1 pseudogene is annotated in these 309 nt (G+C 66.0%); it reads left to right on the forward strand.

Annotated features, from left to right (window positions below):
- Positions 1–309: pseudogene (locus SB816_RS30700) on the forward strand (RNB domain-containing ribonuclease); the annotation flags it as partial.

A 309-nucleotide genomic window follows, 5' to 3' on the forward strand; every position in this document is an offset into this window, starting at 1 on the left:
CGTGTTCGTGAAGAGCAACCTGCGTCACAACACGCTCGACGAAGTGGTGACGGAAGAAACGCTCGCGGCGGGCACGGGCGAATATCCGCACAAGGACGACATCGCCGTGCTGTGGCCGTTCGCGCAGGCGCTGTTCGAGAAGCGCCAGGCCGCGCGCGCCGGTTACGGCCTGCGCCGCGAAGTGCAGCGCAACACCGACTACAACTTCTACGTGGAAGGCGAGCACGTCAACATCACGCCGCGCCGCCGCGGCTCCCCGCTCGACATGATCGTCGCGGAACTGGCGATTCTCGCCAACTCCACGTGGGG

Source organism: Achromobacter sp. SIMBA_011 (genome assembly GCF_046535435.1).
GTDB classification, from domain to species: Bacteria; Pseudomonadota; Gammaproteobacteria; order Burkholderiales; family Burkholderiaceae_B; genus Achromobacter; species Achromobacter dolens.